14 protein-coding genes and 1 pseudogene are annotated in these 13,709 nt (G+C 67.9%); 8 read left to right on the top strand and 7 right to left on the bottom strand.

Going from position 1 to position 13,709, the window contains the following annotated elements; all coding sequences use genetic code 11:
• Positions 1-19: 19 nt before the first annotated feature.
• Together LDQ05_RS05470 and LDQ05_RS05465 are read right to left on the bottom strand one after the other, a co-directional pair.
• On the bottom strand, positions 20-1,231 hold the full coding sequence (locus LDQ05_RS05470) for a hypothetical protein (RefSeq protein WP_226435884.1): 1,212 nt from the start codon (positions 1,229-1,231) through the stop codon (positions 20-22).
• Entirely contained in the window at positions 1,228-1,566 is a 339-nt protein-coding gene (locus tag LDQ05_RS05465; RefSeq protein WP_226435883.1) for a type VII secretion target, read from the bottom strand. Before LDQ05_RS05465 ends, LDQ05_RS05470 begins: the two co-directional genes overlap by 4 nt.
• A gap of 162 nt (positions 1,567-1,728) precedes the next feature.
• Here LDQ05_RS05465 and LDQ05_RS05460 point away from each other — a divergent pair, with 162 nt between their 5' ends.
• Both LDQ05_RS05460 and LDQ05_RS05455 read left to right on the top strand, forming a co-directional pair.
• The gene (locus LDQ05_RS05460; RefSeq protein WP_226435882.1) at positions 1,729-2,742 is read left to right on the top strand and encodes an Rv2578c family radical SAM protein; all 1,014 of its coding nucleotides are present in this window, start codon (positions 1,729-1,731) and stop codon (positions 2,740-2,742) included.
• Between the two features lie 71 nt (positions 2,743-2,813).
• Positions 2,814-5,408: a multicopper oxidase domain-containing protein gene (locus LDQ05_RS05455; RefSeq protein WP_226435881.1), complete on the top strand. Its 2,595-nt coding sequence runs from the start codon at positions 2,814-2,816 to the stop codon at positions 5,406-5,408.
• Positions 5,409-5,476: 68 nt separating this feature from the next.
• On the opposite strand, the gene mqo is transcribed toward LDQ05_RS05455, so the two are convergent.
• The gene (gene mqo, locus LDQ05_RS05450; protein WP_226435880.1) at positions 5,477-6,955 is read right to left on the bottom strand and encodes a malate dehydrogenase (quinone); all 1,479 of its coding nucleotides are present in this window, start codon (positions 6,953-6,955) and stop codon (positions 5,477-5,479) included.
• A 91-nt stretch (positions 6,956-7,046) separates the two neighbouring features.
• Here mqo and LDQ05_RS05445 point away from each other — a divergent pair, with 91 nt between their 5' ends.
• Together LDQ05_RS05445 and LDQ05_RS05440 are read left to right on the top strand one after the other, a co-directional pair.
• Entirely contained in the window at positions 7,047-8,027 is a 981-nt protein-coding gene (locus tag LDQ05_RS05445) for a LysR family transcriptional regulator (RefSeq protein WP_226435879.1), read from the top strand.
• 128 nt (positions 8,028-8,155) lie between these two features.
• Complete coding sequence (locus LDQ05_RS05440; protein WP_226435878.1) at positions 8,156-8,839, top strand: GNAT family N-acetyltransferase; 684 nt, start codon at positions 8,156-8,158, stop codon at positions 8,837-8,839.
• A gap of 12 nt (positions 8,840-8,851) precedes the next feature.
• Here LDQ05_RS05440 and LDQ05_RS05435 read toward each other — a convergent pair whose 3' ends face one another.
• Entirely contained in the window at positions 8,852-9,271 is a 420-nt protein-coding gene (locus tag LDQ05_RS05435) for a glutaredoxin family protein (protein WP_226435877.1), read from the bottom strand.
• Between the two features lie 62 nt (positions 9,272-9,333).
• Between LDQ05_RS05435 and LDQ05_RS05430 the strand changes: the two genes are divergently transcribed.
• Entirely contained in the window at positions 9,334-10,014 is a 681-nt protein-coding gene (locus tag LDQ05_RS05430; RefSeq protein ID WP_226435876.1) for a phosphatase PAP2 family protein, read from the top strand.
• 60 nt (positions 10,015-10,074) lie between these two features.
• On the opposite strand, the pseudogene LDQ05_RS05425 reads toward LDQ05_RS05430, so the two are convergent.
• Positions 10,075-10,524, bottom strand: a pseudogene (locus tag LDQ05_RS05425) (MarR family winged helix-turn-helix transcriptional regulator); the annotation flags it as partial.
• Between the two features lie 85 nt (positions 10,525-10,609).
• On the opposite strand from LDQ05_RS05425, the gene LDQ05_RS05420 reads away from it, so the two are divergent.
• The 3 genes from LDQ05_RS05420 to LDQ05_RS05410 are packed head-to-tail and all read left to right on the top strand — an operon-like array spanning position 10,610 to position 12,986.
• Positions 10,610-11,125 carry a VOC family protein gene (locus LDQ05_RS05420; protein ID WP_226435875.1) on the top strand — a complete coding sequence of 172 codons (516 nt, stop codon included), beginning with the start codon at positions 10,610-10,612 and terminating at the stop codon, positions 11,123-11,125.
• Between the two features lie 50 nt (positions 11,126-11,175).
• The gene (locus LDQ05_RS05415) at positions 11,176-12,183 is read left to right on the top strand and encodes a pirin family protein (protein ID WP_226435874.1); all 1,008 of its coding nucleotides are present in this window, start codon (positions 11,176-11,178) and stop codon (positions 12,181-12,183) included.
• A gap of 14 nt (positions 12,184-12,197) precedes the next feature.
• Positions 12,198-12,986, top strand: a complete 789-nt coding sequence (locus LDQ05_RS05410; protein WP_226435873.1) for a pirin family protein — start codon at positions 12,198-12,200, stop codon at positions 12,984-12,986.
• Between the two features lie 29 nt (positions 12,987-13,015).
• Here LDQ05_RS05410 and LDQ05_RS05405 read toward each other — a convergent pair whose 3' ends face one another.
• Together LDQ05_RS05405 and LDQ05_RS05400 are read right to left on the bottom strand one after the other, a co-directional pair.
• Positions 13,016-13,153, bottom strand: a complete 138-nt coding sequence (locus LDQ05_RS05405; protein WP_226435872.1) for a hypothetical protein — start codon at positions 13,151-13,153, stop codon at positions 13,016-13,018.
• The gene (locus LDQ05_RS05400) at positions 13,150-13,446 is read right to left on the bottom strand and encodes a hypothetical protein (protein ID WP_226435871.1); all 297 of its coding nucleotides are present in this window, start codon (positions 13,444-13,446) and stop codon (positions 13,150-13,152) included. The genes LDQ05_RS05405 and LDQ05_RS05400 overlap by 4 nt, the downstream gene beginning before the upstream one ends.
• Positions 13,447-13,709: the final 263 nt, after the last annotated feature.

The raw sequence follows: 13,709 nt of genomic DNA, 5'->3' as shown, positions 1-13,709 counted from the left end.
GATCGGGACGGAGCGCGGATCACCAGTCGTCGGTGGCTCCGATCACCGCGGGCGTCACGAGCGGAAGATCACCGACGATCTCGTTCCGGTTTCCGGGCGTGACCAGGAAGTCCGGTACCCCGCGCCGTTCGGGGTCGTCGGTGCGGGCGGCGGACGCCAGAGGACCGGCACCGACCATCGGGGTCCGTGAACCTGCGGCGACCGTCCCTGCGGCGGTCGTGCCTGCGGTGGGGGCGATGGGTACGGCTGCAGCTCCGGGGACACCTCCGGGACCAGGAGTCGATCCACCCGACACCGAAGGGTATCCGGCTGCCGTACCGGCGAATCCGCCTGCGGTGAGTGTGCCGGCCCCGGCGGGGAGGACGGAGGTGGCGACGGTCGGGGCGGCGCCGTGGGCACCCGGCTGAGTCGCGGCGGGCATCGCGGAGGTGCCGCCGGTCCCGGCGAACGCGTCTTTGAGACCACCGGCGACATCGGTGACCGAGCCGGCCAGCGATGCGGGGTCGATCGGCGTCGACGTCACTGCCGGTGCGGGAACGGGAATCGGTGACGACAGGGCGTTCATGGCGACGGTGTGACCGCTGAGCTCACCGCGCGTGCGCGCGACGACCGCAAGTGCGGAACCGAGATGCTCGACGGCGGAAGCCAATATGGCTGCCTGGCCGGGCGGTGTCAGCGCGACCGGTGCCGATGCGATCGCCGACGCGACGAACGACTGCGCGATCCCGGTCAGTTCGATGTTCCCGCGCTCGACGGTGGCGGTGGCGGCACGGGTGACGGCACCGATGAGGTCGCCGCGTTCACTCAGCTCGACCGCGGCGACCTGTGCTCGTCGGACATGGTCGGCGCTGGACTCCGCAGCCTCGCTCTGCCACGAATCGGGGAGCGCGTCGAGCGCGGTGCGACCGAGCGATGCGGCGCCGTCGACGAGTCGGGAGCCCTGCTGAAGGATCGCGGCGGGATCGAGTGCCTCGCAGATTCCGGTGCCGAACATGTCGCCGAGTTCGGCGATGGGCCGTACCAGTTCGTCGATCTCCGGCAACACCGGGACGGGGATCGACCGGAGAAGTTCGTCGATCATTCCCGGATCCGGTGCCGCGGGCAGACCCACGGTCGGTAGCGTCGGAGCGGGCGGGAGTGGCATGTCGAGCACGGGTCCCACCGGTGACGCCTGTAGGGCGTCGAGAACGGTCGGTGCGGTCACCGTGCAGGTGGACGGGTCGGCGGTCACGGAAGTGCACCTCCGGCCCGGCCGATGTCGGTGGCGTTGTCGGCGACGGTCAGCTCGTAGGCGGCGGCCGCCTCGTGCGACGCCACTCCGTTCGATGCGTAGGCCAGCGACAGCTGGCCCATCGCGCGGGTGTGCTCACTCTGCGCAGCGATGAACGACGCGAGGAAATCCGCGCCGATCAGGCCCATTGCGGGCGACAGGGACGTGACGTTCGCCTGGAGATCGAACGCACCGGCCTGTGCGACGTGCTGCGCGGCCTGCAGATTGGTCGTGCCGTACAGACGGACACCGTCGGGAATCACCCGGATTCCGGTACCGGGAATGAAACCGCTCATCGAACCCCCCTCGAGATCAGTGAGCAGCACTCTAACTCGAGGGCGGCGCGCGTGCGACATCGCCGCAGTGCGGACAGCACGGACATTTCGACCGCGGACTTCTCTCGAACACCGATTCGATCAAGCCTTGACATCGATTCGTATACGTGTTCGACTCGAGGCATGCGATGGGCCGACCAGGGTCTGGATGCCGACGACGGCGCGCTGCCCGGATTGGGGCGCGCCGCACTCGTACGTCGGGTGCAGGCACCGGATTTCGAGGGCATCACCTTCCACGAAGTGCTCTGCAGAAGCGCGCTGAACAGGACACCGGAGGGGTCGCGGCTCCCGTTTCGATACACGGTCAACACATTCCGGGGATGCAGCCATGCGTGCAGGTACTGCTTCGCTCGCCCCACACACGAGTACCTCGACCTCGATGCGGGCCACGATTTCGATACCCAACTCGTCGTCAAGACGAATGTTGCGGCCGTCCTCCGGCGTGAACTCGGACGTCGCTCGTGGACGCGCGAGCACGTCGCGCTCGGCACCAACACCGACCCGTACCAGCGCGCGGAGGGCCGCTACCGCCTCATGCCCGGCGTAATCCGGGCGCTCGCCGAATCGCGCACACCGTTCTCCATCCTCACCAAGGGCACGCTGTTGCGCCGCGATCTACCTGTGCTCGCACTGGCGTCGCGCAGCATCGACGTCGGTGTCGCGGTGTCCCTTCCGATCGGCGATCACGAGTTGCAGCAGCAGATCGAACCCGGAACGCCGTCGCCTCGTGCGCGCCTCGACCTGATCCGTGCGGTGCGGGACGCCGGGATGAGCTGTCACGTCATGGTGGCGCCGGTGATGCCGTATCTGACCGACGGGACGCGACACCTCGACGGGTTGTTCGCGGATCTGGCGTCGGCCGGAGCGACGGGTGCGACGGTGATCCCGCTGCATCTGCGCGGTTCGACACGCGGATGGTTCCTGTCGTGGCTTGCCGCGGAACACCCGGCGTTGATGCGTCGCTACCGGCGACTGTACGGCCGGGGCGCGTACGTGCCGCCCGCATACTCGCGATGGCTCGAGGCGCGTGTCGCGCCCATGCTCGACCGTCACGGACTGCGGACGCGCGCGGTCGAGCATCGGGCGCCGCGGGTTCCGGCGGCGCCGGACGTCGACGTGGAACCCATGTTGTTCTGACTGGGCGCGAGCCCCTATGACGGCTACGACAATTCGTAGTAATCGGATGGGTGCGGGCATACGATCGGCTCGTGACCGCCACGCGCCCTGCACGACGTCCGAAGAGTTGGCACCAGCGGGCCGGAATGCCCGTCCGGATCTGGTTGGTGCTGCTCGTTCTCGCCGGACTCACCCATCCGGTTCTCCCTGAATCACGCTGGCTGCTGGTGCACCTGTTCACACTCGGGGCCGTCACCAACTCGATCGTGGTGTGGTCGCAGACCCTCGCCGAGCGCTTCCTCGGGTACCACCTCCCCGATACGGAACGCACCGCCCAACTCGTTCGCATCTACATCCTCAACGTCGGTATCGTCGCGACCGTCGTCGGTGTGGTCGGTGGGTGGTTCCCCGTCACACTCGTCGGGGCCGTTCTCGTCGGGGCGATGGTCGCGTGGCATGCGATCGCGTTGCTGCTGCTGATCGTGCAGGCCCGCCGCGCTCGCCGCGAAGCAGGGGAGGAGGGGGCCGAACACGTTCGGAGCGTGTGGTTCCTCGTCGCGTCGTCGGCGATGCTGCCGGTCGGGGCGGGTTTCGGAGCGGCCCTGGCCTACGGCCAGACAACCACTGTCGAAGCCGGATTCCTGCTCGCACACCAGGCGATGAACCTCCTCGGTTTCCTCGGACTCGCCGCGGCGGGCGTGCTGACCGTCATGTATCCGCGGCTGATCGGGATGGAGAATCCCGGCGGTCGACGACGCCCCGCTGCCCTCGCGATCCTGCTGGTCGGTATCGGCGTGCTCACGACCGCGGCGTTGACTGCGCATCCGCTCGTCGCGTCCGTCGGTTGCGGTATCTATCTCGTCGGCTGGCTCGTCGTTGCGGGGCCCATGCTCCGCGGTGCCCTGTCGCATCCGCCGAACGGGTACGCGCCCGCCTCGATCACTGCGGCGCTGCTGTGGCTGCTCGGTTCCCTCCTGAGCCTGACCATCGTGCTCGCGACCGGCCCGATGGACCCCGATCGGGCCACCCTCATGACCGTCCCGTTCCTCGCCGGGTTCGCGGCGCAACTGTTGTTCGGAGTCATGAGCCACCTGTTGCCCACGATGATGGGGGGCGGTGCACGGGTCGTCGGTGCGGGCGTCGACAAGATGAACCGCTGGTGGTTGTGGCGTGTCGTCGTCATCAACGTCGGACTGCTGCTGTTCCTGCTGCCCCTCGAGAGCTGGATGCGGGTGGGTGTGTCGGTGCTGGTGATGATCGCGTTCGTCATGTTCCTTCCCATCATGGTGCTCAGTGCCAAGGCATCCGTCGCGGGGCGGAAGGCGGTCATGTCCGGGCAGGCTCCGCCCGCGTTCGTCCCGACCACACATCGGCGCGGTCTGCAGGCAACCGCTGCCGTCGCGTGTCTCGCGCTCGTCGTCGGGGTCACCTCCGGTCTCGGCGGTGGAACGGGCACCGGCGGACAGGATGCGTCGGCGGGCGTGACACCGACGGGCGAGACCACCGAGGTGCACGTCGACGCGGTCGATATGCGGTTCACACCCGGCACCGTCACGGTGCCCGCGGGCAATCGACTCGTCCTCACCGTCACCAACACCGACGAACAGGTCCACGATCTCGTCCTCGCGACCGGCCAGGACAGTGGACGGCTCGCCCCCGGCGAATCGGCGACCCTCGACGTCGGGGTCGTCGGCGCCGACATCGAAGGGTGGTGTTCGATCGTCGGGCACCGCCAGCAGGGCATGGTGCTGAGCATCGTCGTCGAGGGCGGCGGCGACACCTCGACCGGACACGACCACGGATCCTCCGGCACGGCGCCGGCCGTGGATCTCGGGGCGGCACCCGCCGACGACTTCGTCGCGCGCGACCCGGTGCTCGCACCCGCGCCCGGTGGAACGACGCACCGCTACACCTTCGAGGTCACCGAGGTCGAAGGCGAGTATGCGGTCGGAGTGCCGCAGACCATGTGGACGTACAACGGACAACCCATGGGACCGACGCTGCGTGGGCATCTCGGCGACGTCTTCGAGATCACCCTCGTCAACAACGGCACGATGGGGCATTCCATCGACTTCCATGCGGGCATGGTCGGTCCCGATGAACCGATGCGCACCATCAACCCGGGTGAGGAACTGGTGTACCGGTTCCGGGCCGAACACACCGGCATCTGGATGTACCACTGCGCCACCGCGCCGATGGCCGTGCACGTCGCTGCCGGCATGTTCGGTGCCGTCGTCATCGACCCCCCGGACCTTGCGCCGGTATCCGCCGAGTATCTGCTGGTGCAGTCCGACGTGTACCTCGGCGACGGCACCGTCGATGCGGACAAGGTCGCCGCAGGGACACCGGACCTGGTGGTGTTCAACGGCTTCGCGAACCAATACATGCATCGCCCGATGCACGCCTCGGTGGGTGACCGGATCCGGATCTGGTTGCTGGCCGCCGGTCCCAACGAGAACGTGAGCTTCCACGTCGTGGGCAGCCAATTCGACACCGTATACAAGGAAGGCGCCTACCTGTTGCGCCCGGACAACGCGCTCGGCGGTGCGTCGCAGACGGTGGATCTGTCGGTGTCCCAGGGTGGATTCGTCGAACTGCAGTTCCTCGAACCCGGCACCTACACCTTCCTCAACCACCGGATGTTCGACGGTGATCGCGGAGCGATGGGTCACATCGTCGTCGAGTGACGGGCCGGGCCGGGTCGGGTCGGGTCGGGGCGGTGCCCCGTTGTGAGCGAACGGATCCCTCGATCGATTCAATCGATCGGGTGTACCACTCGCTCGGCGGTGGGGGTGGGTGACGCGGCCGTGTGGGGCGCTTCGGAATCCGGGACCAATTCCCGGAGGGTCTCACGCCACGCATCGATGCGGTCGGGAAAGCACCGCGACAGGACGTCGACCATGGCGGACGGGGCCGTCGAGGCGCCGGGGGAGGCACCGAGGAGACCGGCGATCGTTCCGTCCGCGCCGGTGACCACTTCGGTTCCGAAGCGGAGCACGCCGAAGCCACGCCTGTCGGGGGTGATCAGCTGGGCGCGCACCCCGGCGCCGACGAGTCGCCACGACTCCGCCGAGGCGCCCGGGACGAACCGCTGCAACCGCCGGAACTTGCGGCGACGCGACATCGCCAGCTGGCCGAGCAGATATCGCAACAGCGACAGGTTGCGCAGTCCCGCACTCGCCGACACCACGAGATTGTGGAGCCTGACCGTCGCGAACAGGTCCCGGTACCGCCCCGCTTTCAACAACCGCGTGTCGAAGGTGGCGAACGGACCGAACAGCAGCGAGGACTCACCGTCGATCTCTCTCCGGTCGAGGTGCGGCACAGACATCGGAGGTGCCCCGATGTCGGCCTGTCCATATACTTTTGCGTTGTGACGTGCGACGATCGCGGGGTCATCGGTGCGGAAGAACTGCGCACCGATCGGGAAGACTCCGTATCCACGGATCTCGGGGATCCGAGCCTTCTGCAACAGTGTCAACGCGTGGCCACCTGCGCCGACGAAGACGAAGCGCGTCGTGAGCTCGAACCGCGCTCGCGTGGCGCGGTCGCGCCCGGTCACGGCCCACAGCCCGTCGTCGCGTCGTTGCAGACCCGTGACCTCGTGCCGCAACCGTACGTCGGCACCGCGGGCGGTGAGGTCGTCGATGAGACCGCGGGTGATGGCGCCGAAGTCCACGTCCGTTCCTCCCCGATGTCGTGACGCCGCGACAGGGCCGACGTCGGTGCGATCCTCGATGAGCAGTGGTGCCCACTGTCGGATCACGTCGGTGTCCTCGGTGTACTCCATGTCGGCGAACCGCGGGGTGGAGGTGAGAGTCGCGACACGTCGCCGCAGGTAGTCGACGCCGGCGGTGCCGAACACCAGATCGAGGTGGGGTACCGGGGTGATCGCCGTCGTGGGCAGGATGCCGTCGGCCGTGAGCCGTGACCAGAACCGGCGGCTCGCTGCGAACCGGCGTGCGATGTCGTCGGCGGTCGACGCGTCATCGGGGTCCGGCATGTAGTTCAGCTCGGCGTAACCGGAGTGCCCGGTCCCGGCGTTGTTCCACGGGGCGGAACTCTCCGCGCCCACAGCATCGAGTCGCTCCAGAAGAACGATCGATGCGTTGGGTTCGACGCGGGTGAGCAGCGCGCCGAGGGTGGCGGACATGATTCCGCCACCGATGAGGACGGCATCGTGGACGGCGTCGGAACCGGTCCGCGAGGATTCGCGGAAGTTCTTGTCGCTCATGGTGTTCCTTTCCGGGTTCATGGTGTCGCCCAGTCTTGCCGCTGTTGGAACGTTCTGTCCAATGAGGTATCGACAGGAATACGATCCGAATATGGATGAATATGCGGGATCGAGAACGGCGGATGTCGTTCCGCTGCTGGCGGCGTTCGACGCCGCCGCGACCGAGGGGCACATCACGAGGGCCGCGCAGATCCTCGACGTACCGCAGTCGTCGCTGAGCCGGCGGATCAAGACACTCGAGAAGATCCTCGGCGTCGCGTTGTTCCAACCGCTGGGACGCAGGGTCGAACTGACGGCGTCCGGGCGGGATCTCCACCGCCGCACCCACGCGCTCGTGCGTGCGTTGGACGATGCCATCGGCGTCGTACAGGGGAATGCGGACCCCGAACACGGATCGGTGCGCTTCGGATTCCCACTCACCCTCGGGGCGGTGAGTGTGCCGCGACTGCTCGCCGAATTCCACGCCGAGGCCCCCGGGATCCGATTCGAACTCGTTCAGGAGCACAGTCGCTCGTTGGCACAGATGGTCCGCGACGGTCGACTCGATCTGGCGATCGCCGTTCCGCCACCGGACGATCTACCGACGGTCGAGTTGGGGCGTCAGCGCATCCATCTGTACGCCGCACCGACCCACCCGCTCGCCGGACGGGGACACGTCGAGCTCGCGGAACTGCGGGATGCGGTCTTCATTGCGAACCCGCCCACCTACGATCTGCGCCGGATGCTCGAACAGTGGTGTGCCGAATCGGGATTCATCCCGAACATTGCATTCGAGATCGGGGACTTCGACACGGTGCGCGCGCTCGTCGCACAGGGGTTGGGTGTGGCGCTGCTCCCGGCGGCGGAGTCGGACGGGGATCCGGTGACGGTGGCGATCGGAACGGGTCGCGAGCGTTCGGTGGGCCTCGTCGTCGGGCGTCATCGCCCCACCCCGGCGGTGGCGCGTTTCCGTGAGCACGTGGTGACGCGCGCTACGGTGTACGTCCCGCAGTCCGTGCCCGACGCGAGCGGTCGTCGTGGCGCGCAGTCCGGTGAACACCTGAACGGCCGCCGGCCACGCGCGGGTGGGTGATCCGGTGGAGGCCCGCCCGGTCTCGGGGCGCCGCCGACGAGGTGCTGTTGCAGGCGTGCGCGGGGACGTGTCGTCCGGTGTCGGCGACTTGCTGACTCGGCACGCGGCGTTCGGAGACAATACGACGCATGGATGTGCGCACCGTCGGATCGGACCACCTCACCCGCGACCTGCTGGCCGACTTCTACGACACGGTACTGGCCCCGTCGTTCCCCCGAACGGAGCTCGTATCGCGCGAGGATCTGCTCGCCGCCCTCGATGCGGACGGCACGGCGGTGACCGTCGCCGTCGACGAGGCCGACGATGTCGTGGGTGGGGCCGTGGGCCAGTGGTTCCCGGAGTGCCGCGTGATGCTCACCGAGTATCTGGCCGCCCGTCCGGGCCGTCGAGGAAAAGGCGTGGGCCGTACCGTGTTACGGGCGGTGCTGGCGGACTGGATCCAGCGTTTCGATCCGCTGTTGGTGCTCGGTGAGGTCGAGGATCCCGAGCACCACGGCGACACCGGATACGGCGATCCGGTGCGAAGACTGCGGTTCTACCGTGGTGAGGGCGCGGAGATCGTCGCCGCACCCTACTTCCAGCCTGCCCTGCACGGCGCGGGCACGCGGGTTCCGCATCTGTTGCTGATGGCGTTCGCGGTCTCGGGGGAGTGCCGCACGGGCACCGGGATCGCCGCTGCGCCGGTGCGGTGTTTCGTCGAACACAACCTCACGGCGTGCGAGGGCTCCGTCGGCGACGACGAGCAGACCCGGGCACTGCTGGGTGCGCTCGCCGGGGAGACGGTCGCATTGTCTGCACCCGACATCCCGTGACGGAGTCGGTCGTCATCCGAGTAGTTCTCGAACCCACCGAGGCTCGGGGTTCGTACGGACGGTGTCACCGACGAACACGGTCGGCACCGTCTCGTTTCCCTCGTTGACGCTGCGCACCCGCGCGGCGGCGTCGGGATCGAGGCGGATGTTCACCCAGACCGCCCTGCCGGCGCGCGTACCGAGTGCCGCGCGCAGGCGCGTGCAGAACGCGCAGCCGGGTCGCCAGTAGACGATCGGCACACCGCGGGCGGCGGCGTCGCGTCGGGCCGATGTGTCGTCGACGTGGCGGGGGAAGAACAGGGGTGAACCGACCCAGGCGAGAACGAGCAGCACGACAGCGACGAGAGTGGGTGCCGGTGCGAACGATCCGGTGACCAGAACCAGCACGGCAACCCCGAGGATCGCCGTCGACGGCAGCCAGGATCTCCACACGCCGCCTACTGTAGGGGACTGTTCCGCGGTGTGCATGCCGCGTCGCGCTAGCGTGGACGATCATGACGGTCACCGAGAGTTCACCCCGAGTACACCCGCGGTTGTCGCCGCCGATGATCCGATCGGCGTTGTCGACGTCGATGGTCCTGGCGGTCCTCGCGCTCGCCGCGTTGCCGGTCCGCGACGGGCTCTTCCGGGCGATCTCCGGGTTCTTCGCCGGATCGGCGCTCGGATCGTCGGCCGGGTTCGTCGCGGAGAACGGTCCGTACGTCCTGGTCGCGACTGTGGCCGTGCTGGTCGTGCGGCTGTGGGTCACCGATCGTCGGGCATTTCTGACGCTCGGTGTGGCAGGTGTCGGAGTGGTGACGGCCTATCTGTCCAGCGAACTGATCAAGCTCGTCATCACCGAGCCGCGGCCGTGTCGGGCGTTGGGCATCACCGGTGTACTCGACTGCCCCGAGGTAGGGGATTGGTCGTGGCCCTCGAACCATTCGGTCATCGCGGCGTCCTTCGCGACCGCCTGCGTGCTCGCGGTTCCCCGCATCATCTGGTTCGTCGCGCCGATCGCCGTGGTACTGGGGTTCTCCCGGGTCGCGGCCGGAGTCCACTACGTCCACGACGTGTTGTCGGGGCTGTCGTTGGGTGTGTTGACGGTGACGGTAGTGGTGGCGGTGGCTCTGCCTTGGCCGGCACGGTGGTCCCCGGTGTCACGGCTGCTCGTCGTCGACGAGCGACTCGATTGACGGCGATCCGGAGGAGGCGGCCACGGGTCGTCGGGAGGGTGCGGGTACCCGGCGTCTCGCGAGCATGTTCTCGCGCATTCGAGTGAAGGCCGCCCGCATGACGGCGACATCGTCCGGACCGAACGCGTCGAACATGTTCCGGCGGACCGCGTCGACGTGGCCGGGTCCGGCCTGTTCGAGGGTGGCGAGGCCGCTGTCGGTGAGTTCGGCCCAGGCTCCGCGCTTGTCGGACTCGCATTCGACACGCCGCACGCGTCCGGCGTTCTCCATGCGGGTGATCGCGCGGGTGATGCCGCTGCGGGTGGTGGTGCTCGCGTCGGCGAGGTCGCGCATCCGCATGCGGCGTTCGGGGGCTTCCGACAGGAGGACGAGGATCTCGTAGTCGGTGAACGAGATGCCCGAGTCGTGGACGAGCTGTTTGTCGAGTTCCTGGATCAGCATGCGCGTGGCGTCGAGGTATGCGCGCCACAGTCGTTGTTCGTCGGTGCTCAGCCAGTTCGTCGTGTCCATGAACCCAGTCTACGGCTAGTTGACTGATCAACTATATCGTGGCATATTGGTTGCGTAATCAACTATCTCGGTGGAGGGGGATGCGATGACCGCGCACACACAGACCGCCCACGCGCACGAGGAGGCCCGCGGTCGGCTGCGCGACCGGTACCTGCTCCCCGCGGACGCTCGGCCCGCTTCCACCGCGCGTGGTCTGCACCACGCCGCGCTCGTCAGCAGCGATGTCGAACGCACCGTGCGGTTCTATCAGGAGCTGCTGGGATTCCCGCTCGTCGAGCTGATCGAGAACCGCGACTACCCCGGGTCCACACACTTCTTCTTCGACATCGGGCACGGAAATCTGCTGGCCTTCTTCGACTTCCCGGGCCTCGACGTCGGCCCCTATCTCGAGGTGTTCGGCGGGCTCCACCACATCGCGATCAGCATGGACCCCGATCGGTGGGGGGAGATCCGCGACCGGCTCGACGCGGCCGGTGTCGAGGTCGCCGAACACAGCGAGGTGTCGCTGTACTTTCCCGGACCCGACGGTGAGCGACTCGAACTGATCGCCGATCCTCTCGGCGAGATGTACGGATCGCAGATTCTTCCCGCCGACCACTGACGCACACTGGTGAGGGACAGCCCGCTCGACACCGGAAGGTACGACCCACCATGAGCAACGCCGACCCGGAACCGCACGAGATCGTCTGTCACGTGGACACCGTCTGCACCACCGATGCGCGCCGACCCCGTGTCGAGATCATCACCTCCCGGGAGGTGCCGCTCGGAGGGCCGCGGGCGATGCCCGTACGCCGCACGCTGCCGCAACGGCAACGCTCCCTCATCGGCGCATGGTGTTTCGCGGACCACTACGGGCCCGACGACGTGTCGACCACGGGAGGCATGGACGTGGCACCGCACCCGCACACCGGCTTGCAGACGGTGAGTTGGTTGTTCACGGGAGAGATCGAGCACCGCGACAGCCTCGGCATGCACGCCGTCGTGCGCCCCGGCGAGGTCAATCTCATGACCGCCGGACACGGCATCTGTCACTCGGAGGTCTCGACGCCGGCGACGACGATCCTCCACGGAGTCCAACTGTGGGTTGCGCTACCCGAATCCGCACGCGACACGGCGCGCAACTTCGAACACCACATACCGGACGAGACGCCGCTCGGCGGTGGCCGTGCGCGCGTCTTCCTCGGATCCCTCGCGGGCGTCACCTCGCCGGTGCGCACCTTCACCCCGCTGCTCGGTGCCGAACTCGTACTCGACGCGGGTGCGGAGGTCACACTCGACGTCGATCGTGGGTTCGAGCACGGACTGCTCGTCGACACCGGCACGATCAGGCTTTCCGGCACCGACGTGCACCGCGCCGAGATCGGCTACGTCGGCACCGGCGTTCCCGCGCTGACACTGGTCAATCCCGGCGATGCGCCGGCCCGGGCGGTGCTCCTCGGCGGCACGCCGTTCGGCGAGGAGATCGTGATGTGGTGGAACTTCGTCGGACGCAGCCACGACGACATCGCGACCTATCGCGAGGCCTGGCAGAACCGATCCGACCGGTTCGGTCGTGTCGACGGGTATGTCGGGACGGTCGACCGACTCCCCGCGCCGATGCTGCCGCACGCCCACGTCCGACCGCGCCGCAACCCACCCACCGCCGATCCCCACTGCTGAACGGACAGGAATCCATGAGCACGACACTGCAGACCCCGCACCTCGACGTCCGCCGCGCCGACGATCGCTTCGCGACCAGGATCGACTGGCTCGATTCCAAGCACTCCTTCTCGTTCGGCCACCATTACGATCCCGACAACACCCATCACGGTGTGCTGATGGTGAGCAACGACGACATCGTCACCCCCGGTGCAGGATTCGACACGCATCCTCATCAGGACATGGAGATCGTGACGTGGGTGCTGCAGGGCTCACTCGTCCACCAGGACTCCGAAGGTCATTCCGGGGTGGTCTACCCGGGCCTCGCGCAACGGATGAGTGCGGGTACCGGGATCCTCCACTCCGAGAGGAACGACTCGTGGCGGTACGCCGGGGCGACCGGTGAACACGTCGCGGAACACGACAACCCGGTGCGATTCATCCAGATGTGGGTCCTGCCCGACGAAGCCGGGATCACACCCGGCTACGAGCAACTCGAGATCGACCACGAATTGTTGTCCGGGGGGCTCGTCCCGGTCGCGTCCGGAATGAAGGAACACGCCGACCACGCGGCCATCCGCATCAACAACAAGTACGCATCCATGCACGTCGCGCGACTCCGGCCGGCACGGCCCGTGACGCTACCCGACGCGCCGTTCCTGCACGTCTTCGTCGCTCGCGGCGAGGCCGTCCTCGAGGGGGCGGGCGCCCTCGCCGAGGGCGATGCCGTACGTATCGGCGGGGGAGGCGGCCAGCGGATGGTCTCGGAGACCGGCGCCGAGGTGATCGTGTGGGAGATGCACGCGACCGTCGGACAGGGGTGAGTGAGAATCCGGGCGACCGAGTGCCCGGCTCAACCTGCCACGTGGCGGTGTGGGGCCGGCGCCACCGGGCGGTGGCCGGCGACCTTGCCGGCGCGCCACTGCAGAACCGCCACCGTGAGCAGCGCGATGAGCATCAGCGCGAGCAGCATCAACACGTTGACCGTCATACCGGCACCTCGTTCGTCGAATCGGGTGTGAACAGGTGAGCACGGGCGTCGACGGCGTTCATGCACCGGATGCCTGCGTCGTGGACGACCTGCATCACCTCGGCTTCGGTTGCCGAGCACATCCCGTCGAGGACGTCCTCCGAGGCGATGGCGAACGCGATCCTGCCCGGGGTGAACCTGCGCGTGGTGGTCCATCCGCTCTGGACCGCCGTCGCGTGCACTGCGGTCCATTCGGAGATCTCGGTCGCGTCGGGATGTCCGACGAACAACAGTCGGCGGTCCGGTGACTTCATGAGTGCTCCCTGCCGCGCGGCCACCGCTGGGTGACCTGCTCCTGTGCGTTACTCGAATGTGATGCTTCACACACAGTTCTACGTCACGACGAACGAACATTCCACTCGGACGCGCGGCGTGTCGCCGTGAGGCTCATGCTCGAACGGCCCGCTGTTTCTGGGTGTGCAGCGCCACTGTCGGCCCGACGGGCACGGAACCCGGCGAGAACAATCGCCGGCCCCGCGATCGGCGACGGGGCACGGCGTGTCGCAGCGACGACGAG

The sequence above is a fragment of the Rhodococcus yananensis genome (genome assembly GCF_020515525.1).
Classification (GTDB): Bacteria; Actinomycetota; Actinomycetes; order Mycobacteriales; family Mycobacteriaceae; genus Rhodococcus; species Rhodococcus yananensis.
The sequence above is the reverse complement of the archived record's forward strand: the minus strand, read 5'-3'. Positions and strand labels throughout refer to the sequence as shown.

What these genes read in the sequence shown, in the direction of transcription:
- LDQ05_RS05465 (WP_226435883.1), bottom strand. Translation starts at nt 1,566, where the DNA reads ATGAGCGGTTTCATTCCCGGTACCGGAATCCGGGTGATTCCCGACGGT.
- LDQ05_RS05460 (WP_226435882.1), top strand. Translation starts at nt 1,729, where the DNA reads ATGCGATGGGCCGACCAGGGTCTGGATGCCGACGACGGCGCGCTGCCC.
- mqo (WP_226435880.1), bottom strand. Translation starts at nt 6,955, where the DNA reads ATGAGCGACAAGAACTTCCGCGAATCCTCGCGGACCGGTTCCGACGCC.
- LDQ05_RS05445 (WP_226435879.1), top strand. Translation starts at nt 7,047, where the DNA reads ATGGATGAATATGCGGGATCGAGAACGGCGGATGTCGTTCCGCTGCTG.
- LDQ05_RS05440 (WP_226435878.1), top strand. Translation starts at nt 8,156, where the DNA reads ATGGATGTGCGCACCGTCGGATCGGACCACCTCACCCGCGACCTGCTG.
- LDQ05_RS05430 (WP_226435876.1), top strand. Translation starts at nt 9,334, where the DNA reads ATGACGGTCACCGAGAGTTCACCCCGAGTACACCCGCGGTTGTCGCCG.
- LDQ05_RS05420 (WP_226435875.1), top strand. Translation starts at nt 10,610, where the DNA reads ATGACCGCGCACACACAGACCGCCCACGCGCACGAGGAGGCCCGCGGT.
- LDQ05_RS05415 (WP_226435874.1), top strand. Translation starts at nt 11,176, where the DNA reads ATGAGCAACGCCGACCCGGAACCGCACGAGATCGTCTGTCACGTGGAC.
- LDQ05_RS05410 (WP_226435873.1), top strand. Translation starts at nt 12,198, where the DNA reads ATGAGCACGACACTGCAGACCCCGCACCTCGACGTCCGCCGCGCCGAC.
- LDQ05_RS05405 (WP_226435872.1), bottom strand. Translation starts at nt 13,153, where the DNA reads ATGACGGTCAACGTGTTGATGCTGCTCGCGCTGATGCTCATCGCGCTG.
- LDQ05_RS05400 (WP_226435871.1), bottom strand. Translation starts at nt 13,446, where the DNA reads ATGAAGTCACCGGACCGCCGACTGTTGTTCGTCGGACATCCCGACGCG.